The following is a 20,583-nucleotide window of genomic DNA, read 5'->3' as shown; positions in this document are numbered from 1 at the left end:
TGTGCTACCAGTGTTTACCTATTTCAGTATGGAAGTTTTCTGCGATGTCACGGCCATTGCTACCGGCTAATGCACGACCAGCAATAAATGACTTTGCAGACAGATTCTTAAACAAATGCAGATCGTCTGGCACAATACCACCAGTTATGGATAGTTCAATTCCAATATCCGATAATTTCTGCATTTTTATCAAATCTTCTTCGGTCCAGCTCACACCTGCGAGCTCGGCATCACGTGAGCGGTGATAAATTGCTTGTTTAATACCCATGTCGACCCATGCTCTTGCGTCGTCTAGAGTCCAGTGTCCATAGAGCTCAATTTGTACTTCGCCACCAAATTCGTCCGTCACTTTTTTGGCTGAGCGTATTGTTTCGATATGAGCCGCTGCACTTACGGTTACCCAGTTGGCACCCGCTTCCATTGCTAGACGCGTTAAAATAGCGCTGGCATCGGTGATTTTCATATCACACACAATGATGTGGCTTGGGTATTTTTCTCGTAGGATTCTTATGCTATCTACGCCGTGGGCGAAGGCTAAAATCGTCCCGATTTCAATCACATCTAACTTATCTGCAACATGCTCTATTGAGGCTAATGCAGTGTCGATATCAGTGGCATCAAGTGCCATTTGTAATAAGGGCTTAGACATTCATTTCATCCTCAAATTGTTTGAACAACTGCACCAGTCTTTGATAGTGCTTATATTTTGTTTGGTATAGGTCATAGTGTTCAGGGTTTGGTTCGACACGTGATGCAGAATTGGTAATGGCTTGCGTGCATTCTTCTAGTGATGTGAATTCGCCTGCTCCCACCATCGCCATCATGGCTGCGCCTAATGAGCCAGTTTCATCAACGTCTGATATTTCAACCGTCATACCGGTTAGGTCAGCCAGCATTTGCATCCATACAGGACTAGACGCAGGGCCGCCGGTCACTTTCAATACGTTTGCTTTCGGAAAACGCTGGCGCATACGTTCAAGATGTATGTTGTGACAGAACAAAATACCTTCCCAAATCGCTTGAATCAGGTGACCTTTTGTATGGTGCGATTGCAGCCCGTAGAAGCCTGACTTCAAGCCGAGACCTTGGTTAGAACCGTAAAGAAATGGCACGAAATAGAGGCTGCTTGATGCCGTGTCTAATGCTTCAACTAATGCTTGGTTTTGCTGGTGGTCGAGTTGACCATTGTCACCAAGGTAATCGGCGAACCATTCGTAATTGCCCGCAGAGGTAGGGCTCGCTTCATGAATGATGTATTCACCATCGACCGCATAGTGGCCATAGACAAAGTTGTGCGCTTCTTGAGTCACTTGCTTTGAGATGCCAGACGTGACCGCCCAAGTGCCCATTACGTAATTCAGAGTGTCTTCAGAAGAGTTGATTCCAGAACAGATCGCGGTTGATACCACATCAAACAACCCGCCAAACACAGGTGTTCCAAGTGCAAGGCCTGTCTCTTTTGATACTGCTGCTGTGATTTTCCCTGCTTGTTGCTGAGGTTTCACTACCGGAGGGAGCGCATCCCAAATTTCTTCGATACCAAATGTTTTTAGAAGGGCTTTGTCATACTCACCAGTGATCGAGTTGAAAAAGTTACTTTCTGAAATATTGGTCAGTTCCGCGGCCACTTCGCCCGTTAAACGATAGCGAAGATAGTCGTGAGACATCATCACTGCGCCAATGTTGTTATAGCGCTCTGCATCGTGGTCTTTGATCCAGCGAATGATAGAAACCGGGTGACCTGTCCAAAGTGTTTGCAGTGTGGTTGGGTAGATCTCTTGTGCTTTACCTTGTTTTAGCCACTCTTTAACAATGGGCAGCGAACGCGAGTCTGAAGACATAATGCCATGACCAAGGTTTTGTCCCTTTTTATCAAGTAGGTAAACGCCTTTGCCTTGGGCTGAAATGCTTAAGCCTTTGATGTCTAATGGATCGACTTTTGTGGTATCTAGAAGCTGTGTAATGACGTCGACCGCGTTCCCCCATAAAGCATCAAGATCGCGTTCTACCCAGCCTTGCTTCTCGTTAATGACGCTCGCCGATACGCGAGCAAGGCCTTGTTGCTCACCTTTTGCGTTAAACAACGCGGCTTTCATAAAAGTGCCGCCAGAATCAATTCCAATGTAGTAATTCATTATTTGGCTTCCAGTAAGTCATTGTGAATTTTTACTACCAACTTTCTAATAATCGAGCTGTCGTCATTTTCAATGTTGGTGATATGAACGGTATCGGGTGTGAAGAGATAGAACTGCTGCGGTTTGGCATGAATAAAGTTCAGTTCAACACCTTCGAACTCATAAAACTGCAGATCTCTCTGTTCGTTGTAAGGTTCTGCGAGCTTGTGGTCACCAGTGTCTTTAGACCAAGCCATGATCTCTGAACCTTTAAGTACAATTTGCAGATCTGAGTAGTGCTTGTGTACTTCTGGTTTAAAGCATGCGAGTGGCTCTTTTTTATATTCCAGTACAACGAACCAAGCTTGGTCTGCATCAAAACCAGGTAAGGTGTGGCGTCCAATAGCTAGAGCATCTGTATCTAGGCTGTTGATATGCTCAAGCACATTTTGAACAGCGATTGGGTAGCTTCGGGTAAATTTAGAAGGTTGAGTATTTCCGACTAGCATAAAATTCTCTATTTAAATAAGCGGCTTAAAAGCTCTGCGAGCCCTGTCTTGTCATCGTTATTTTTGTCTGTGACAAGGTCTGCGGTGTTTTTAACGGTGTCGTCGGCATTGTGCATGGCTATGCCGAGACCAACGGCCTTAAGCATTGAGATATCGTTATGGTTGTCTCCTACGGCGATGCACTCGTCTAGATTGATACCTAGAGGTTCGATGTAACGAGTCAACGCATTACCTTTGCTGTTTCCCGTTGCGGCGAAATCGACCCGGTCAATCCAAGACCGTTCGCCATTGAAGTTCTCTTTTACGAAAGGAATCTCGGCAAACGTGTTTACTTCGCCTTCCACAACAAATTTCCACACATAGTCAGAGCTTTGAGCTTCTTGCTGGAAATCGTCGACCTTTTGAATATTGGGGCGTTGGCTTTCCGGAAAGGTTTGAGACCACGTCAACAGCGCTTCCATGTATTCAATTGGACGAGCTCTTGAATAGAGCATGGCATCACGAACGTACATCACCATCTTCAAGTTATGTGCTTGAGAAAGCGTAATAAATTCGGCTGCGATGGCCTTGTCTATGGCGTTTTCTTGAATGACCGTATCGTTCTGGTAATCAAAGATGTACGTGCCGTTGCAACAAATTATTGGGGTCGATAAGCCAAGCTGGTCGTAATAAGGTTTCGCCGCAACATGGTGGCGTCCGGTAACGATAACGACATGAGTGTGCTGAGCGATCTGTCTGATCGTCTCGACTAACTCTTGGCTAATCGTGTGCTCTGAATTAAGAGCGGTACCATCGAGATCGAGTGCCAATAGCTTGTACTTAGACGACTGATGCGTAAACAGCTGATCCATGTGTGAAACCTTACTTCTGTCCGTAGTATGAGTTCTTACCGTGTTTACGGTTGTAGTGCTTATCGAGCAGTTCTGGTTGAATAGCGACTTCTGGGCTGATTGAGCGAGTGGCTGTTGCCATAGCTGCAATCTCTTCCATTACTACCGCGTTGTGCACTGCGTCTGAACCATCTTTGCCCCATGTGAATGGCGCATGGCCTGCGATGATCACGCCTGGCATTGCTTGTGGGTCGATATCACGTTGGTTGAATTCTTCAATGATCACCAAGCCTGTATTTTTCTCGTACTCAGACTCAATTTCAGATTTAGTGAGTAATCGAGTACAAGGGACATCGCCGTAGAAGTAATCGGCGTGTGTTGTTCCCAACGCTGGAATATCTCGGCCTGCTTGTGCCCAAATAGTGGCGTTGCGAGAGTGCGTATGAACAATGCCGCCAATGTTTGGGAAGGCTTTGTAAAGCTCAACGTGGGTTGCTGTGTCACTTGAAGGGTTTAACTTGCCTTCAATACGGTTGCCTTCTAAATCCAGCACCACAATGTCGTCTGCCGTCATTACATCGTATTCCACACCAGATGGTTTGATGGCAATAACGCCGCGTTCGCGGTCGATCTCAGAGACATTGCCCCATGTGAAAGTAACTAAGCCATATTTAGGAAGCTGTAAGTTTGCTGCGAACACTCGCTCTTTTAATTCTTGATACGTGTTTGGTTCTTGAGACATGGTATTTGCCTATGTTGTATTGAGTTGAAGTACGAGTTGATTGCCTAGCTAAATTCTTAACCAAAAACGCGCTAGGCAATCGCACTCAATCGCGTTACTTAGTAGCTAGCTTGATCTTGTTGATCATGACATCGCCATTTTTCTCGATGTAAGCGCTCCATACAGGCTGAATCGCCTGTTGGAAAGCCGCACCATCAACATCACGGTTTACTTGCATACCGTTTGCTTCTAGTTGAGCAATCATCTTGTCTTCTTTCTGGATGCTTAGCTCACGCTGCATTGCCACGGCTTCAGCGGAAACCTCTTCGATGATTTTTTGCTCTTCTTCAGTTAGCTTGTCGAACTTACGTAGGTTCATAGTAAGAACCAGTGGTGAGTAAGCGTGCTGTGTAAGGCTTAGGTACTTTTGTACTTCATCAAACTTGAAAGACAGCGTTACAGAAATTGGGTGGTCTTGAGAGTCAACAACGCCTGTTTCAAGTGCAGTATAAAGTTCAGATACTGGAAGTTGCTGAGGGTTCGCTCCTAGCTCATTGAACATGTCATTTAGTGCTTTTGAGCCGTTAACACGCATCTGTAGGCCTTTGACATCTGAAGGTAGACGAATCGGTTTCTCGTTATTGGTCATGTTGCGGTAACCGTTTTCTGGGAAACCAAGACCTTTAAGACCGAATTTCTCGAAGTTCGCTAGCACTTCTTTACCCGGCTCGCCGTCTAGTACTTTGTATGCTGTTTGACGATCTGGAAACATGAATGGCAGGGTGAATGCTGCTGATTCAGGCATTAGACCGTTGTAGTTGTTTAGGCCAACCATCGCTAAATCAACGATGCCAGCGCGTGAACCGTCGATCATCTGCTTATCACTGCCAAGTTGACCTTGTGGGTATACGTTTACTTTGATTTCGCCGTTTGAACGAGCTTCTACTTCTTTCTTAAAGAACAAAGATAGGTCTTGTTGCAAATCTGACTCTGGTGCAGCGTGCGCCAGTTTTAGAGTAGTTGTTGCAAGCGCGTTTGAGCTCAATGCAATCGTTGAAGCAAGTAACGTAAGTTTTAGTAGGGTTTTCATTATTATTTTCTCCGTCGAGGATTAACCAATGACAAACGACATTGGCACAGTGATAATGCTTGGGAAGATGACAAACAGTGTGAGCAGAGCCATGTACGCAGCGATGAATGGCAATACACCTTTCACAGCCGTAGACATAGGAACTCTAGCTACACCACACACTACGTTCAGTACGGTGCCTACAGGAGGCGTAATCAGACCAATTGAACAGTTAATAACGAACAACAGTCCGAAGTACGTTGGGTCAATCCCAGCCATCTTGATGACAGGCATTAATAGAGGTACAAGAATCAGAATTGTTGGGCTTAAGTCCATAACCATGCCAACACACAGCACAAGCAACATAATCACTGCCATGAGTAGACGAGGGCTATCCACTAGTGGACCTAACATTTCTGCGAGTTGTTGAGGAAGTTGAGCAACAGTAATTAGCCAAGCTGCAACCATTGCACAACCTACTAAGAACATTACCATTGCGGTCGAACGACCTGCGTTCAGTACGATGTGATAGAACTTCTTAATGGTGAGTTCTTTGTACACAAACGTAGAGATAAAGATTGCGTATGCCGCTGCAACGACTGCCGCTTCTGTTGGCGTGAAAATACCAAAGCGAATACCAACAATAATGATGACTGGCAGCATCAAAGCCCAAACACCATCTTTCAGTGCTGCGCGCTTTTCTGCTTTTGTCGCTTTTTCTGATGTCGCTAGATTTTCTTTACGAACCGTCCAACGCCAAACAAACATCAATGTCATACCCATCAACAGGCCTGGAACAATGCCGCCTAGGAATAGGTTTTTAATTGAGATACCGCCAGCAACACCAACCAAAATCAGAGGGATTGAAGGTGGAATAACAGGTGCGATGATACCGCCGGATGCCAATAGACCCATTGAAGGTGCTTCTGGGTATTTGGCTGCTTTCATCATTGGGTAAAGAATACTTACCAAGGCTGCGGCATCTGCTACCGCTGAGCCTGAAAGGCCTGCAAGTAATACCGAAGTCATGATGGCTACGTAACCCAAACCACCTTGGCGGTGACCGACATACGTAGTCGCTAGTCGAACAATACGCTGTGACAAACCTCCCGATGCCATTACTTCACCTGCAATAAGGAAGAATGGGATGGCAAGCAGAGTGAAGCTGTCGACACCATTAATTAAAGACTGCGCAAGAATGTCTGCACTAAAGAAGTCCATATGAAGCATCAACGCCATTGAAGATAACAACAGTGCAAATGCGACAGGAAGACCAAGTAAGATTGAGACAATCAATACCGATAAGAAAATGGCTAACGTCATTATTCTTTCTCCTCTTCTAAGCTATCTAGCTGCCAGTCTGGTTTGAAGATTCGCACAAAGGCAATCACACCCATTAACACGCCTGACACCACGCCAGCTAAGTAAAATAACGCTGAAGGAAGCCCTGTTAGTTGAGAAATATCTGACCAGTTAGACATCATTTGACGGTATGAACCGACGTACAGCATGCCGACTGATATCAATACAATTACCCAACAAATACGTCTTAGTACGGGTACTGCTTTAGGGAATAGTCGTTCAGAAAATTCCGAAACCGCGAGGTGTTCACCTCGGCGCAGCACAACGGCTGCACCGAGCATGACAATCCATACAAGACCAAGGCGAGATAGTTCTACAGAGGGACGAAGACCAGAAGAAAAGCCGTAGCGTAAAACTACGTTTGTAAATACCAGTACAATCATACAAGTCAGAATGACCGCCATGATGACATCGATACTTTTCCAAATACTCTTAAATACACTTTGCATAAAGCTTTCCCTACCTTTGGCTAATTACAGAGATGTAATCTGTTCCCAAATTCCATCGTTGATTTCAATGCCGCCAGCTGCTTCGTGTTTCTTGATGAAGTTTTCAATTTCAGAACCAGCAATCATCACTGAGCCCGTTTCTGCAGGCTCTGATTCAAGTACGTAGTCACGAATGCGCTTCATCTCTTGTGCGTAAGTGCTTTCGTCCATTGTCTTGCTTAGGTCGATAGCGATAAGGAATTGAGATACACCAAACTCACCGCCCATATCTTCAGTTAGTGCGGGTACTGAGTGGCCGCCAGTAATAGCTGTTAGCATCATGTCTAGCACGATTGCCATTGATGAACCTTTCCAAAAGCCCATTGGAAGTAGACGTTTGTTCTCCCAAAGTACATGTGGGTCTTTGGTTAGTTCACCGTTGTCATCGAAGCCACCCACGACAGGCAGTTCTTTGTCAGCAAGGACGAAATTTTGAAGTTGGCCGTAAGAGAATTGAGTCATTGAGCAGTCAACAACAACAGGTGGATCGCCAGCTACTGCCATGATTAGAGGGTTCGAACCAACACGGTGATCTTTACCACCCCATGCTGGCATTACTGCGATTGAGTTTGTTGATGCAATCCCTGCGAAACCTTCACGAGCCATTTTTAATACGTAAGCTCCGCCGCGCATCCAGTGGTTCGAATTACGCATGCCGACCATGCCAATACCGTAGTCACGCGCTAATTCCATTGCTCGTTCTGCACAGATAAGACCATTAAGTACGCCAGGTCCGTAGTTGCAATCCCACTGCTCTAATGCACCCATGCTATTAACGCATTCTGGTTCAGAATTTAATTTGATTTGGCCTTTGTCTACTTGGTCAATGAATACCGGAAAACGGTTGATGCCATGTGAGTAAGTGCCTTCGTTTGCCATTTCAACAAAACCCGCTGCAAGCTTGGTTGCCATCTCTGGTTTCATGTCGCGAGCTAAAAGGATTCGTTCATATTCTTGTTGTAGTTTTTCTGTAGATACTAAAGGCATCAGTGCTCTCCGATAAGTTAAATTCCATAATGCGGAATGAATTATTGTTTTTATTCCGAAAACATTCTGTGAGCAAAGTTGCGAAATATTTCCTTATTAAGTTTTTCTCTAATAAGTGTTAAGCGGTTAAAAAACGGGACAAAAAGATTTTATAATTCCGCAATGCGAAACAAAAAGCGTGTTCAGGATCTGGTTTCTAAGACTAAATCGAATGAAATTCGATAATTTCGCGGGAATAAATTTGTCAAATTATGGAATTCGAGCAAACAGTAACTTTACTGAATATAAAATAGTGGCGCTGAAATCTGAGGGAGTGGTCAAATTCAGAGAGCGAAATACACACAGTTGAGCTGTCTTCTATATAGTGGTTTTGTTGTTTTGGAATTATTTCTTGGTAGATCTCGTTAAGTTTTGGAGCCAACTTCTATGAAAATTGTTATTGCACCAGACTCGTTTAAAGAATCTTTATCGGCGGTATCGGTGGCGGCGTGTATTGAAAAGGGCTTTCGTGAAATCTTCCCTGACGCTGACTATGTGACCTTGCCTTTAGCCGATGGCGGTGAAGGTACTGTCGATGTGTTGCTGCAAGGTTTAGTGGGGCAGAAGCGAACCCACCAAGTAGAAGGGCCGCTGGGTGAACTTGTAAATGCAGAATGGGCGATGCTTGAACCGTCAGCGCGTAATCCAAACAAAACCGCACTGATTGAAATTGCTGCCTCATCTGGATTGGATTTACTGACTCCAGCCCAACGAGAGCCTTTGGTTACTTCTTCTTTCGGTACAGGGCAACTTATATTAGAAGCGATAGAACAGGGCGCTCAAACCATCATCCTTGGATTAGGCGGCAGTGCGACCAACGATGGTGGAGCGGGTATCGTTCAAGCGTTAGGTGGAACACTGTTAGATAATACAGGGCAAGAGCTTAGCCGAGGTGGTGCTGCGCTAGCGGAGTTAGCATCTATTGATCTTACCGATCTAGATTCACGCTGTGCTGATATCGAGTTGATTGTGGCGTGCGATGTCGATAATCCGCTGAGTGGTGAAAACGGTGCCAGCCATATATTCGGCCCACAGAAAGGCGCAAGCCCAGAACAAGTTGTGACTCTGGATAAAGCGCTTGCGAACTTTGCTCAAGTCGCTGAAGTGCAAGGTTGTGTGAGTGGCGATGAACCTGTTCACAAGCGCACTGGTTATGGCGCGGCTGGTGGTACACCGATGGGGCTAGGTTTGCTATTCAATATGCAGATTAAACCCGGCATTGAGATGGTGCTCGATGTTCTACAAGCCGATGAAGTATTAAAGGGCGCAGACCTCGTGATTACCGGTGAAGGCCAAATGGACAACCAAACCCTGCAAGGTAAAACACCTTATGGCATTGCTAAACGAGCGAGCTTGCAAGGTATTCCGACTATAGGGATTGCCGGGTCATTAGGCACTGAAGTCGAAGCGCTTTACGGTGAAATGAGCAGCTTGTTCGGAACGGTAAGATCGCCACAAACTTTAGAAAAAGTATTACAAGAGGCGGAGCTTAACTTAACGAGAACGGCAAGAAATATCGCTGCGACTTTACGGTTAGGTCACAAAATATCGCAAAATTAGTGAGTTATGATGAGAAATGGAGAACCTTAGAACTAGTTCATGAAGTCATGTAAGTTCATGATTATTATATTCTAAATATTATTATCAATATTGAATGATTATGATTTAGATCATTAATTCGATAGGTTTTATCCATGATAACGATAATTACAAACGATTATATTTTACTTTGAGTCAGGCTTATTCTATATCCTTAATTGCTGCGTGGTTTTGTGTGATGAATAACCACCATACAGAAGTGAGGTGCAGCAAAGATGCTGTACCTAAATGGTAATAAGGAATTGATGATGAGTAAAAAACTAACTACAGCTGCGGGTTGTCCTGTTGCTCATAACCAGAATGTTCAAACTGCGGGCAAACGTGGCCCACAACTTCTTCAAGATGTTTGGTTTTTGGAGAAATTGGCCCACTTTGACCGCGAAGTGATTCCAGAGCGTCGTATGCACGCGAAAGGCTCAGGTGCTTATGGCACATTTACCGTTACACACGACATCACAAAGTACACCAAGGCAAAACTGTTCTCTGAAGTGGGTAAAAAAACCGACTTGTTTGCACGTTTTACGACAGTAGCGGGCGAGCGTGGCGCGGCTGATGCAGAGCGTGATATTCGTGGTTTTGCATTGAAGTTCTATACCGAAGAAGGTAACTGGGACATGGTGGGTAACAACACGCCCGTGTTCTTCTTACGTGACCCTCTTAAATTCCCAGATCTAAACCATGCCGTGAAACGCGACCCGCGCACTAACATGCGCAGCGCGAAGAACAACTGGGATTTCTGGACCTCTCTACCTGAAGCGCTTCACCAAATCACCATTGTGATGAGTGATCGTGGTATCCCTGCGACTTACCGCCATATGCATGGTTTTGGTAGCCATACATTCAGCTTTATTAACGCAGATAACGAACGTTTCTGGGTTAAGTTCCACTTCAAATCTCAGCAAGGTATTAAGAACTTGTCTGATGCTGAAGCGGCACAAGTGATCGGCGATGACCGCGAAAGTCACCAACGTGATTTGCTAGACAGCATCGATAACCAAGACTTCCCTAAATGGACACTGAAAGTACAAGTGATGCCAGAAGCGGACGCGGCGAAAGTACCATACAACCCATTCGATCTAACTAAGATCTGGCCACACGCAGATTACCCATTGATTGAAGTGGGTGAGTTTGAACTGAACCGTAACCCACAAAACTTCTTCGCTGAAGTTGAACAGTCTGCATTCAACCCTGCAAACGTGGTTCCCGGTATCAGCTTCTCACCAGACAAGATGCTGCAAGGTCGCCTGTTTGCTTACGGTGATGCGCAGCGCTACCGTTTGGGTGTTAACCATCAGCATATCCCAGTGAACGCACCTCGTTGCCCTGTACACAGCTACCACCGTGATGGTGCGATGCGTGTTGATGGTAACTTTGGTAGCACACTAGGCTATGAGCCAAACAACGAAGGCCAATGGGCAGAGCAACCAGACTTTGCAGAACCAGCATTGAACTTGGATGGTGCGGCAGCGCACTGGGATCACCGCGAAGATGAAGATTACTTCTCACAACCGGGTGACCTATTCCGTCTGATGACACCAGAAAAACAAGCGATTCTGTTTGATAACACAGCTCGTAACCTAGGCGGCGTGCCTAAAGAGATTCAACTGCGTCACCTAAGACACTGTTACAAAGCCGACCCAGCATACGGTGAAGGCATTGGTAAACTGCTTGAAATCGATGTAAGCGAATTTAAGTCGTAATCAACAAACTTGATTAGTTAAATGAAAGGCCGTTGAGTGAATCACTCAATGGCCTTAATTATATGGTCCGCCTCACTCTCAAGCCCTTAAGCTTAGAGTAGGCTCTCAGAATGAGGTGAACCATATGTCTTCTATTCATATTTTAGGTATCGACCTAGGTAAACATTGCTTCCATGCTATCGCACATAACCGTTGTGGCGTGGAGGTGCTGCGTCGTAAATTTAATCGCACTCAACTCTTAATCTTTCTTAGTAAAATAGAACCAACAACCATTGCTTTCGAAGCTTGTGGCGGTGCTCATTGGCTTGCTCGAAAGTGTAGTGAGTTTGGACATCAACCCCGACTTATTCCTCCTCAGTATGTTAAACCTTATGTCAAAGGCAATAAAAACGATTTCATCGATGCTTCAGCGATCGCAGAGGCTGCGGGTCGACCGACCATGAGGTTTGTAGCTGTAAAAAGTGAAGAGGCTCAAGTCATCGCAGCGATTCATCGAGTCAGAGATAGTTATATCAAGGAGAGAACCGCCACTATGTCGCGGATCGGCGCGATCTTACTTGAGTTCGGCCTTAGCTTTCCCAAAGGGCATGCAAAGATGAAGTCTCTGTTTCAATGGTTAGCAGAACAAACCGTCTCATTACCAAAAAGCTTGCTATGTGAATTGATATCTATTCACGAACATTACAAGTACCTTAATGAACAAATCAAAACTCAAGATAACAAGCTTCAAACTATTGTTAATAATAACGAAAGTGCTCAATTATTAAAAACTATCCCTGGAATTGGTGATCTTACCTCCACATTGTGTATTGCCGATGTAAGCTCTCCGAGTAACTTTACCAATGGCCGTGAGATGGCGGCTTGGTTGGGGCTTGTGCCAAGGCAATTCTCAACGGGAGGAAAGACCAAGCTACTTGGTATGAGTAAACGAGGGAATAAACACCTCAGAACTCTGTTTATCCATGGGGCAAGGGCTGTACTCTCTAGACTAGAGACGACAGGGAAAGTGTTTGGAGAGTGGCTTGTGAATCTACGAGCCACCAAACCATTTAATGTAGTGGTAGTCGCATTAGCCAACAAGCTAGTGAGGATAGCTTGGGCGGTGTTATACCACCGCCAAGCTTTTAAGGCTGTTTAGCTATAACCAAGTTTGCAACGCCAATGAACGTGATGACAAAAACGGTCAATCGGCCAGATTAAGAACCTGACACAAAAAATAGCAATTAATGCTTTGGGCTTTTTAAGGATAATCTGGCGCGGATATCATCGTGGAGCTGGGAAGCTAGTGCTCCCAACAAGGACTCCGAATACATTAGCGCAAACCAACTCCGTTATTACTTAATTGTAGTTGCAATAACGGGGCGGACCATACATTTTTGATCTCGCGGCTCATCAAATCACCCTAAATCATTGAAAAATGGTTTTATTCAATGTTAATAGCTTTTGCCTATCGAATTGATAAATCTATCCCATTATCTTTATAAGATGGACGGGATTATCCTACGGCTATCAGTTTATAAAGTAGTAGAGTTTGAGATGAGTAAAAGCGCATTAATCGTTGAAGGTGGGGCAATGAGAGGCATCTTCGCAGCCGGAGTGTTGGACGCCTTTATGGAAGACGATTTCCGTCCTTATGATTTTGCCATTGGCGTATCTGCGGGCGTGTCCAATTTGGTTGGTTACTTATCTCAAGCGCCCAAACGCAGCTACAACGTGATCACCACTATGGCGACCGATAAAACCTTCTTCAACCCTGCTCGTTTTGCCAAGGGTGGTAACTTGGTAGATGTGAAGTGGTTGTGGAATGAATCAAACCAACGCTACCCGCTTGACTGTGGTGAGATGTTTTCAAGTATCCCATTGATTGCCGCTGTGACGAATGTGGATACAGGCAGTGCAGACTACTATCACATCAAGCCAGAAAACCTTTCTAACGTTGTTGAAGCAACAACGGCTTTACCTATCGCTTACCGTGAAACACCGTGCTTCTCTGGTGGCTGTTATACCGATGGTGGTGTCGCGGATTCGATTCCGGTTCGTGAAGCATACCGCCGTGGTGCGCGCGATATTACCGTGATTCTTTCTCACCCACTTAGCTACCGAATGAAGCCGCAGAAGTATCAGTGGATGCTGAAAAAACTGTTAAAGAAATTCCCAAACATTGCGGAGTCGATGGCGGTACGTGCTGAAAACTACAACCAATCTTTGGAGTTCATTCGTAATCCGCCAAAAGATGCGACCATCAAGGTGATTGCCCCACCGGAAACGTTCGCGGTTAAGCGACTGACTATGGATCAAAGCATCTTGGATACAGGTTATGAGATGGGTGTGAAGGCAGGGAAAGAGCATCTGGCGATTCGAAAAGGTACTTACGGATTAGACATCGAGGATTGCCACTTCTGCATCTAATTCTGTTTTCTATATTGGCATAAACCAAAAAGCCACGCTGCTCACTTAGGAATAGCGTGGCTTTGTATTTGTAGAGCTAGTTTGTTTTTAACTCAGTTCGTTATTGAACAAGTTCGTTGCCGCTGGTGTTGCCTGCAAAGAAAGCGTCAACGCTGGTTAGCGTTGTATTGGCAATGTTGAACAGAGCATCTTTGGTCAAGAAAGCTTGGTGACCTGTGAACAGCACGTTGTGACAAGCAGATAGACGACGGAATACGTCATCGACAATCACATCGTTAGACTTGTCTTGGAAGAACAGCTCTTTCTCGTTGTCGTAAACATCAAGTCCAAGCGCACCGATCTTACTCTGTTTCAGCGCTTCGATTGCAGCGGTTGAATCTAACAGCTCACCGCGGCTGGTATTGACGATCATCACGCCATCTTTCATTTTCTCAAATGCAGTCGCATCCAACAGATGGTAGTTCTCTTTGCTCATCGGACAGTGTAGAGAAATCACATCAGACTCTTGATAAAGCTCATCCAGTTCCACGTATTTAGCACCTAGTTCAACGGCTAATGGGTTTGGATACGGGTCGTAACATAGGATGTTCATGCCCAAACCTTTCAGAATGCGCATTGTCGCTAGACCAATCTTACCTGAACCAATCACACCAACGGTTTTACCGTGGAAGTTAAAGCCTACCAAGCCTTCAAGGGAGAAGTTCGCATCACGAGTGCGCTGGTATGCCTTGTGCAGTTTACGGTTCAAACACATCATCATGCCGACTGTGTGCTCTGCTACCGATTCTGGTGAATAAGCAGGAACGCGAACCACTTGCAGGCCAAACTCTTTGGCGGCGTCTAGGTCGACTTTATCAAAGCCTGCACAACGCATTGCAATCAGCTTTGTGCCGCCTTGTGCAAGAATTTCTAGCACGTCTCGCGATAGGTCGTCGTTTACAAATGCACACACCACTTCGTTGTCGTGCGCCATTTTCGCTGTGGTTATAGTGAGGCGAAAATCATGGAAATGAAACTCAGCGTTGAGTTCGCCTTTCGCTAGGTTGAATGATTTTTCGTCGTATGATTTTGAGCTAAAAAAAGCAATGTTGAGCATGGCTTCCTCTCTTACCTAAAATATAAATAACCCGTCTGTTTTATTAATCTAAAACCGGGCTAAAACTAATAACTCTGTTCAGTGTGCTAGAGTTTTTTTCTCTTGTCTATCACCATTAGTCATTGTAATTACTATGGTTATTTGGTCTTTTATCTTTACTTATTGAACACTAAAAATCACAGTACGAAGTAGCTTGCTTATAAGTTCATCAATATCGAATGGATCTTACTTTCGAGTGTTGAACATCTTCTTGGTCTCTTTCTCTGACCAGAAGTTAATGTTGAATTGTGCGTCGTCACTCAATTCCACTCGATGCCAATATTGAGGTGGACTAGTGGCAAATTGTCCGGCTTCAATCGTGATAACATTTTCTGGTTCTGTTGCTTCTGCATCAGCAAAACCATAGAAGGTGACAGTGCCTTCCATTACGCAGCTCTGGCCGAATACACCTTCTGCCGTATTGTGATGGTTGAGGAGTGCTGCTGGGATGTTGTCTTTGGTGAAAAACGGTGTTGAACGTTGGATTTTCCAGTGTGACGGGATACGTAAATGACTCATATAAAACCTCTTCTCTGACTGTTCTTTGAAATGGGTACTTCTATGTCGTAGGTGATCAACCTTTACCAATAGTTCTCACTACTGAATTGACCAGGCTTTCTACGTAAGTGCTTTTCGAAACCTAAGCTGGTTAGCGCTTCACTTGTGTCACGAACCATTTGCGGATTGCCGCAAAGGTAGAAGAAACTGCGGGTTTGATTGAAAGCGACAGACGCGGCTTGCTCAAGGTCGCCTCCAAGTAACAAGCTTGGGATTCGTCCGCGCAAAGTTCCGGTGACTGATTCTCTAGAAATAATTGGCACATATTTAAGTTTCCCTTGAAAGTGATCGACGAGTTGAGTGATACGGTCTCGATAAGTCAGGTCTCGTTCTGTTCTTACGGCATGTACCAAAACCAGATTTTTGAATGAAGAGGCTTTGTCTGAAGCCAACTCATTCTGTTGTATCTGCATGCTTTCGAGTATTGAGATAAATGGGCCAACCGCGGTTCCGGTTGAAAGCATCCATAGATCGTCGGCGATCTCTGGGATCTCATCCAATGTCATGAAGCCGCTTGGGTCTTTGCCGACAAAGATGTCATCGCCTACCTTCAATTTATGAAGCTGAGGAGAGAGCTGACCGTTTTGATCCTTAATAATCAAAAACTCTAGATGCTGATGACCTTGCTCATGTTCCGGCGCATTCACCATGGAATAAGCACGTCTCACGAACTCATCCTCACTATTGAGCAAACCGAGCTTAGTAAACTGACCCGCCTGATAGGGGGAGACAGGAGCACTGACTTGGAGTGAGAACAATTGATCTGTCCATTCTGTCTTGTGTAGGACTTTTCCGGTTACCAAACCATGAGGAATATCTGTCATATCATCACCTTTAAGAAGAGAAGTTATCTCATTAAGGATACTCAACTATTTACACTTTGGAGTTGCATGTAGCATGCCAATAATGAGAATGCTTATCAATACTAGCTTGAGGGTTGAAATTAATTGTTTTTGTGTCAAAAAGACACCTCTACAAATGAGTTCAAATGACTTGTGTGTGTATTTATTGTTTGCGTGGACGTTGTTGTAGGGGATCTAGAGCCGAGCTTTAGCAAAGTCTGCAGAGTGGTTTGACCCCTGAAGTATTGCACTAATAACTAAAGAGAATAATTTGTAGATGCGTATAATGGCGACTTTCGATCTCAATATAGCCTTGTTTTATGCTTGATAATCTTCGTATGGCCTTGAATGTGTTGTTCGTGACCATCAATACCGCAATGACTGCGTTTACCGTGAGCTTCTTTGGCCTCATCAAACTGATTCTGCCAATCTCTGTTGTACAAAAGTCGTGTACTCGTTTAGCTAACTTCACATTCTGGTGTTGGGCTTCGCTCAATCTTTGGATGTTAAATGTGAATAATGACATCGAGTGGCAAGTGGAAGGCGGGGAAGATATCTCGACCAAACAGTGGTATTTGATGATGTCGAACCACCTGAGCTGGGCGGATATTGTAATTTTGTCTTCTATCTTGAAAGACAAGATGCCGATGACCAAGTTCTTCCTTAAGCACGAACTGCTGTACGTACCTTTTGTTGGCTTGGCTTGCTGGGGCTTAGATATGCCGTTCATGCGACGTCACTCACGCGAGTTTTTGCTACGCAACCCAGAGCGTCGTAATGATGATTTCGATGCAATCAACAAAGCGTGTACTAAGTTCAAGCTAGCGCCGACAACATTGGTTAACTTTGTGGAAGGAACGCGTGCCAACCACGACAAACTGGCGACAGTGAAAACCCCTTACCGACACCTATTGAAGCCAAAAACTGGCGGTGTGGCGTTTGCTCTATCTGCAATGGGTCCAATCTTAGATGGTATCGTGGATGTCACTTTGGCTTACCCTGAAAACCAAGTCTCTCCGTTTGAAGATATGCTGAAAGGCAAAATGACCAAGGTGGTGGTGCGTATTAAATTGCACACGATGGACGAGAACGTAAACGGTAATTACTTTGAAGATAAAGCGTTTAAACGTCGCTTCCACAGTTGGTTGAACAATACGTGGAAAGAGAAAGATGCTTATCTTGATACGGTTTACGGGGTAGATACGCCCTCTGAGGTTGAAACGATTGAGCAGCCTGATGCGGCTCATAAGAAATAAGAGCAGTAAGCTCAATTCAAAGCGACAACATTAAAAAAAGCCGATAGCTCATTGAACTATCGGCTTTTTTATTGAATTAGGGTTACTAGAGGTAAGCGATAGAGTTAGTGCTTACTACTGCTAAATGGCTTGGTACGCATCGATGATGTGTTTAACTTCACTAGGCTTACCTTGCTTCTCTTGGCCTTGATGAATACGTAAGTAGTGCTGCAGTGTTTTGGCTTTGTACTGCTGAGATACCTTCATTTTCTCATCACAACTCGGTGTCCAGATCTTGTCACCCACGTTTGAAATCTCACTAACAGCTCGGTTCTTTTCAGCTTTACCTTGGTTATTGCTGACCAATAAAATTTCGTAGTAGCGGCGGTTCTCTTCAATCAACACTTCATCAATAAGGCCAAATTTAAGCGCCTTTAAATGACTTCTTAGTTCGAATTGTTGATGCACAGGGCACAGCAAGAAATCGATCGCTTTGTCTGGATGTTGACGGTGAATATCATCGACTAGTTTCTGAGTTAGATCGCCACCCACACCCGCTATGATAACCAAGTGTCTCCCAGTGTACTTTTCCAATGGAATCGTTGCGACATCTAAGCAGTAGACTTGCCATTGGCTGGTAACCGCTTGTTGCTCTGAATTATCTTGGGGAAAGTAACGCGTTAGCTTGCCTTCCAGTTCATTCATCAGAGACAGGACAATATCGACAAAGTGAATCTGAGGGGCTTTGTTATCTGACAACAATTGAACACCCAAGAAGCCGTGATCACAGCAACAGTCCCAAATATGTTGGTAGTCATTGCTGACAAGGGAATGGAGAGTTTGCAGTCGGTTACTTAGCTTCATAAGGCTCGTGTCGTTAGAAAGGGTATTGTTTTATCGAACGCGCATTGTAATGACTTTCCATAAAAACAAAAGCACCTAGGGTATGAATCCTAGGTGCTTTGTTGTTATCGGTATCGTTCCAATTGTGATACGAGTGTATTAGCTCGTGTCTATGATGCTTTAGCGACAGCTCTGATATGACCTTCCACTCGATTTTTACCAAGCTGCTGCGCAATCAGTTTGGCTTGTTCCGCGAGTGCCAAAGCAGAATCGCGTTCGCCTTCTATGTACGAGAAGCCGATACTGACACCCAACGACAATGTGATGTCTGGAGTCACAATGGTTTTCTCCGCAACACCAAGTCGGCATTGATCCAGTTGGAATTTAGCATCTTTGGCATCATTCGCTTTGAACAAGACGGCAAACTCTTTACCTCCAATGCGAGCTAGGCAAAGTCCTTTTGGCTTAGGAAAGTAAGAACGCAGCGCTTCTGCTGTTAGCTTGATCATCTTGTCACCAACCGCTTCACCGTAAGCTCGGTTTACATGGTCAAAGTTATCGATATCAAGCAGAGCTACATAAGTGTCGGGCTTGTTTACGTAATTCTCGACCGCAATGTTGAAGCTGCTTTTGTTGTCTAACTGTGTCATCAGGTCTTTACTGCTCAATTGATGTTGAAGTAGCAAATTAGATAACGAGACTTCGGTGTAATCTCTGATCATCCTTAGAATGCTCTGGCTGATCGGTAAGTTGGCGTTTAGATAGATCACCGCGATCAATTGTTTACGAGAGTACAAAGGAATGCAGTAATGACGTTGGTGTATTTTGAGTTTTCGCGCCAGTGGGTCGGCGTACTTTCCACTTCTGTAAGCCATGGTGTTCGGAGCAAAGCGCTCCGCTAAGGCATCATCACAATACACCGTTGACTTGTTTCCGTGGTAATCGATGGTACTGAATGAGTGGCTCTCAGGCTGATACAGACAGAATTGGATGCCTTTATGATAGGTAAAGCTATCTAAGATGGATTTCAATTTACGCTTAAAGCTAGCAAGATCTTCCACTTTATTCAGTCGAGACAAAGAGACGTTTAAACGGTAAGCCAGATAGTTGGCGCCAATCCATAACAGAAGCAATGAGCCAAGCACCACACCCGTTAACGTAAATTGGTGCGAACTGGTGAGGATGTCATGGCGATCAGTGCCTGCGATGAATACCCAGTTTAAGCTGTTATCGGCGTCAAATACCGAGATTTTGAAGTTATCTTGATAGTAATATTCGTGTTTACCGACGGTTTCACCGAGTGAGAGTTGATGGCTGATTCCTGCATGATAGCTGATGGATTTAGAGCCGATACGTTTCGGATCAGGGTGGAAAACCAATCGCTCTGTTGCTCTATCCACTACGAACACATAACCATGGTTAAGGGTCTTTAAATCTCTCAAGCCTTGCGTGGTGTGTAGAAGATCAAACTCAATCCATATTTCCTCGTTCAACCTTTCGGCTGTGTGCTTAACGGCGAATACCCAACGACCATCTGCCTTTTGGTAAACGGAAGAGATATAGAAATCTTCAACAACACTGTCTATTGAATGCCATTGAATTGCTGATATCTGTTCATTTGATAGAGGCAAACCTCGAGTGGAAATGTAGTTTTGAGATTGAGGTTGGTATCGAATGATATCGGAGAAGTTAGGCGTTCTTTTTAGAATGTTATCGCTGAGTTCGCGGAATTTCTTGTCATCAAAGCTGGTGGCTTGAGGTAAGCCTAGGCTGGTTTCTAGGAAGTAAAGCTTGCCAAATACCGCTTCGATGTTAGAGCGAATAGTGGAGCTAGCAATACGGATATTTGATGATGATTGGTTGGTTGCTGCAGTCTCGACTTTTTCTAATTGAGCTGCTGCTAGGTAAAGCATTCCTCCGGTTAATAAGAGTATGTATGGTTTGAAAAGCCGAATAAGTGTTTTAGGTAAAGCCATGATATCCAAAGACGTAATAGATTCATTTTTATAGTACGGCCATACTAAACAGTTTTCTTAATCACAGCAATGCAAATGATTCCATATAAATGAATGATTTTTGTGATATTCAGCTAACAAAAAAGCCAGTTACAAATATAACTGGCTTTTATGGTTTTTGATGTTTT

Annotated in this window: 19 protein-coding genes; 5 read left to right on the top strand and 14 right to left on the bottom strand. The window is 44.6% G+C overall.

The window, feature by feature from the left end:
* Positions 1–4: 4 nt before the first annotated feature.
* The 9 genes from L0992_20020 to yiaK form a co-directional block, all read right to left on the bottom strand.
* Entirely contained in the window at positions 5–649 is a 645-nt protein-coding gene (locus L0992_20020; protein ID XGB70300.1) for a 3-keto-L-gulonate-6-phosphate decarboxylase UlaD, read from the bottom strand.
* A complete protein-coding gene (locus L0992_20015; GenBank protein ID XGB70299.1) occupies positions 642–2,135 on the bottom strand; it encodes a carbohydrate kinase in 1,494 nt (497 codons plus the stop codon). The genes L0992_20020 and L0992_20015 overlap by 8 nt, the downstream gene beginning before the upstream one ends.
* Positions 2,135–2,623 (bottom strand): YhcH/YjgK/YiaL family protein, encoded by a 489-nt coding sequence (locus L0992_20010; GenBank protein XGB70298.1) that lies wholly within the window; start codon positions 2,621–2,623, stop codon positions 2,135–2,137. The genes L0992_20015 and L0992_20010 overlap by 1 nt, the downstream gene beginning before the upstream one ends.
* An 8-nt stretch (positions 2,624–2,631) precedes the next feature.
* A complete protein-coding gene (locus L0992_20005) occupies positions 2,632–3,474 on the bottom strand; it encodes a Cof-type HAD-IIB family hydrolase (protein ID XGB70297.1) in 843 nt (280 codons plus the stop codon).
* Between the two features lie 10 nt (positions 3,475–3,484).
* On the bottom strand, positions 3,485–4,195 hold the full coding sequence (locus L0992_20000; GenBank protein ID XGB70296.1) for an L-ribulose-5-phosphate 4-epimerase: 711 nt from the start codon (positions 4,193–4,195) through the stop codon (positions 3,485–3,487).
* A gap of 94 nt (positions 4,196–4,289) precedes the next feature.
* Positions 4,290–5,264, bottom strand: coding sequence for a DctP family TRAP transporter solute-binding subunit (locus L0992_19995; protein ID XGB70295.1), 975 nt, complete (start codon positions 5,262–5,264; stop codon positions 4,290–4,292).
* A gap of 21 nt (positions 5,265–5,285) precedes the next feature.
* On the bottom strand, positions 5,286–6,566 hold the full coding sequence (locus L0992_19990) for a TRAP transporter large permease subunit (protein XGB70294.1): 1,281 nt from the start codon (positions 6,564–6,566) through the stop codon (positions 5,286–5,288).
* On the bottom strand, positions 6,566–7,054 hold the full coding sequence (locus tag L0992_19985) for a TRAP transporter small permease (GenBank protein XGB70293.1): 489 nt from the start codon (positions 7,052–7,054) through the stop codon (positions 6,566–6,568). The genes L0992_19990 and L0992_19985 overlap by 1 nt, the downstream gene beginning before the upstream one ends.
* Before the next feature lie 24 nt (positions 7,055–7,078).
* Entirely contained in the window at positions 7,079–8,080 is a 1,002-nt protein-coding gene (gene yiaK / locus L0992_19980) for a 3-dehydro-L-gulonate 2-dehydrogenase (GenBank protein ID XGB70292.1), read from the bottom strand.
* A gap of 426 nt (positions 8,081–8,506) precedes the next feature.
* Here yiaK and L0992_19975 point away from each other — a divergent pair, with 426 nt between their 5' ends.
* The 4 genes from L0992_19975 to L0992_19960 all read left to right on the top strand — a co-directional run bounded on the left by L0992_19975 (position 8,507) and on the right by L0992_19960 (position 13,827).
* Positions 8,507–9,679, top strand: a complete 1,173-nt coding sequence (locus L0992_19975; GenBank protein ID XGB70291.1) for a glycerate kinase — start codon at positions 8,507–8,509, stop codon at positions 9,677–9,679.
* 287 nt (positions 9,680–9,966) lie between these two features.
* Positions 9,967–11,418 carry a catalase gene (locus L0992_19970; GenBank protein ID XGB70290.1) on the top strand — a complete coding sequence of 484 codons (1,452 nt, stop codon included), beginning with the start codon at positions 9,967–9,969 and terminating at the stop codon, positions 11,416–11,418.
* Between the two features lie 124 nt (positions 11,419–11,542).
* Positions 11,543–12,556 (top strand): IS110 family transposase, encoded by a 1,014-nt coding sequence (locus L0992_19965; GenBank protein XGB70289.1) that lies wholly within the window; start codon positions 11,543–11,545, stop codon positions 12,554–12,556.
* 398 nt (positions 12,557–12,954) lie between these two features.
* The gene (locus L0992_19960) at positions 12,955–13,827 is read left to right on the top strand and encodes a patatin family protein (GenBank protein XGB70288.1); all 873 of its coding nucleotides are present in this window, start codon (positions 12,955–12,957) and stop codon (positions 13,825–13,827) included.
* A gap of 100 nt (positions 13,828–13,927) precedes the next feature.
* Here the strand turns inward: L0992_19960 and L0992_19955 are convergent, their stop codons facing one another.
* The 3 genes from L0992_19955 to L0992_19945 form a co-directional block, all read right to left on the bottom strand.
* A complete protein-coding gene (locus L0992_19955; GenBank protein ID XGB70287.1) occupies positions 13,928–14,923 on the bottom strand; it encodes a 2-hydroxyacid dehydrogenase in 996 nt (331 codons plus the stop codon).
* 225 nt (positions 14,924–15,148) lie between these two features.
* A complete protein-coding gene (locus L0992_19950) occupies positions 15,149–15,481 on the bottom strand; it encodes a DUF1971 domain-containing protein (protein ID XGB70286.1) in 333 nt (110 codons plus the stop codon).
* 62 nt (positions 15,482–15,543) lie between these two features.
* Positions 15,544–16,344, bottom strand: a complete 801-nt coding sequence (locus tag L0992_19945) for a ferredoxin--NADP reductase (GenBank protein ID XGB70285.1) — start codon at positions 16,342–16,344, stop codon at positions 15,544–15,546.
* A gap of 338 nt (positions 16,345–16,682) precedes the next feature.
* Here L0992_19945 and L0992_19940 point away from each other — a divergent pair, with 338 nt between their 5' ends.
* Complete coding sequence (locus L0992_19940) at positions 16,683–17,618, top strand: acyltransferase (protein ID XGB70284.1); 936 nt, start codon at positions 16,683–16,685, stop codon at positions 17,616–17,618.
* Positions 17,619–17,738: 120 nt separating this feature from the next.
* Here L0992_19940 and L0992_19935 read toward each other — a convergent pair whose 3' ends face one another.
* Complete coding sequence (locus L0992_19935) at positions 17,739–18,461, bottom strand: tRNA (adenine(22)-N(1))-methyltransferase TrmK (GenBank protein XGB70283.1); 723 nt, start codon at positions 18,459–18,461, stop codon at positions 17,739–17,741.
* A gap of 149 nt (positions 18,462–18,610) precedes the next feature.
* Entirely contained in the window at positions 18,611–20,353 is a 1,743-nt protein-coding gene (locus tag L0992_19930; GenBank protein ID XGB70282.1) for a diguanylate cyclase, read from the bottom strand.
* Between the last annotated feature and the right edge of the window lie 230 nt (positions 20,354–20,583).

Source organism: Vibrio pomeroyi, from assembly GCA_041879425.1.
Lineage (GTDB): Bacteria > Pseudomonadota > Gammaproteobacteria > Enterobacterales > Vibrionaceae > Vibrio > Vibrio pomeroyi_A.
This window is presented reverse-complemented; position numbering and strand designations above follow the sequence as displayed.

Bases quoted from the DNA above. Each gene is read 5' to 3' on its own strand.
- L0992_20005 (XGB70297.1), bottom strand. From the start codon at position 3,474: ATGGATCAGCTGTTTACGCATCAGTCGTCTAAGTACAAGCTATTGGCA.
- L0992_19950 (XGB70286.1), bottom strand. From the start codon at position 15,481: ATGAGTCATTTACGTATCCCGTCACACTGGAAAATCCAACGTTCAACA.
- L0992_19960 (XGB70288.1), top strand. From the start codon at position 12,955: ATGAGTAAAAGCGCATTAATCGTTGAAGGTGGGGCAATGAGAGGCATC.
- L0992_20015 (XGB70299.1), bottom strand. From the start codon at position 2,135: ATGAATTACTACATTGGAATTGATTCTGGCGGCACTTTTATGAAAGCC.
- L0992_20000 (XGB70296.1), bottom strand. From the start codon at position 4,195: ATGTCTCAAGAACCAAACACGTATCAAGAATTAAAAGAGCGAGTGTTC.
- L0992_19940 (XGB70284.1), top strand. From the start codon at position 16,683: ATGCTTGATAATCTTCGTATGGCCTTGAATGTGTTGTTCGTGACCATC.
- L0992_19930 (XGB70282.1), bottom strand. From the start codon at position 20,353: ATGCTTTACCTAGCAGCAGCTCAATTAGAAAAAGTCGAGACTGCAGCA.
- L0992_19945 (XGB70285.1), bottom strand. From the start codon at position 16,344: ATGACAGATATTCCTCATGGTTTGGTAACCGGAAAAGTCCTACACAAG.
- L0992_20020 (XGB70300.1), bottom strand. From the start codon at position 649: ATGTCTAAGCCCTTATTACAAATGGCACTTGATGCCACTGATATCGAC.
- L0992_19995 (XGB70295.1), bottom strand. From the start codon at position 5,264: ATGAAAACCCTACTAAAACTTACGTTACTTGCTTCAACGATTGCATTG.
- L0992_19975 (XGB70291.1), top strand. From the start codon at position 8,507: ATGAAAATTGTTATTGCACCAGACTCGTTTAAAGAATCTTTATCGGCG.
- L0992_19985 (XGB70293.1), bottom strand. From the start codon at position 7,054: ATGCAAAGTGTATTTAAGAGTATTTGGAAAAGTATCGATGTCATCATG.
- L0992_20010 (XGB70298.1), bottom strand. From the start codon at position 2,623: ATGCTAGTCGGAAATACTCAACCTTCTAAATTTACCCGAAGCTACCCA.
- L0992_19990 (XGB70294.1), bottom strand. From the start codon at position 6,566: ATGACGTTAGCCATTTTCTTATCGGTATTGATTGTCTCAATCTTACTT.
- yiaK (XGB70292.1), bottom strand. From the start codon at position 8,080: ATGCCTTTAGTATCTACAGAAAAACTACAACAAGAATATGAACGAATC.
- L0992_19955 (XGB70287.1), bottom strand. From the start codon at position 14,923: ATGCTCAACATTGCTTTTTTTAGCTCAAAATCATACGACGAAAAATCA.
- L0992_19970 (XGB70290.1), top strand. From the start codon at position 9,967: ATGAGTAAAAAACTAACTACAGCTGCGGGTTGTCCTGTTGCTCATAAC.
- L0992_19965 (XGB70289.1), top strand. From the start codon at position 11,543: ATGTCTTCTATTCATATTTTAGGTATCGACCTAGGTAAACATTGCTTC.
- L0992_19935 (XGB70283.1), bottom strand. From the start codon at position 18,461: ATGAAGCTAAGTAACCGACTGCAAACTCTCCATTCCCTTGTCAGCAAT.